1 pseudogene is annotated in these 583 nt (G+C 45.3%); it reads right to left on the bottom strand.

What is annotated here, in order from left to right:
• A pseudogene (locus R7Q46_RS28830) lies at window positions 1–385 on the bottom strand (transposase); the annotation flags it as partial.
• Window positions 386–583: the final 198 nt, after the last annotated feature.

Below are 583 nucleotides of genomic sequence, written 5' to 3'. Positions count from 1 at the left end.
TCAGGGTATTTTAGCCAGGCATAAAAACCACTTGGATGAACCCCAAGGATTTTACACATCCGTCGAACAGGCCAAACTGACTGGTTGGCTTTGATAAAGGCGTACCTCAGTCGGACTGGCTTGCGAAGTACACCGCGGCTTTTTTTAGTATATCCCGCTCTTCGGTAACTCTTTGCAGTTCTTTACGAAGCCTACGAATTTCGGCACTTTCATCAGATTGAGCTTGGTATTGGGAGGAGTCGGGACCGTAGCGCTTCACCCAAGCATAAAGACTATGGGTAGTCGTCCCTAAGCGGTTGGCAACATCAGCCACACTATGACCTTTTTCCGTGACCTGTTTTACCGCTTCAATTTTAAATTCTTCTGGATATCTTTTGCTGCTCATAAGCACCTCTCTGTTAGTCATTTTGTCTAACTAAAAGGTGTCTATCAAGTCGGTGGCTATTCATGAAAATGAAACTGCTAGCCCTTGCTCATTTCAAATGACGGGACTCGCGCACACAAATCGTCAAGTTTCTCAAGGTAAGCCGAACCAGTGTCAATAAGTAGGTTTAAACCTTTCTTGAAGAAGGGCTGGAAGGAC

It is taken from the genome of Vibrio sp. 811 (assembly GCF_033339195.1).
Note: the sequence above shows the minus strand (reverse complement) of the source record. Positions and strands in the feature narration are given on the sequence as shown.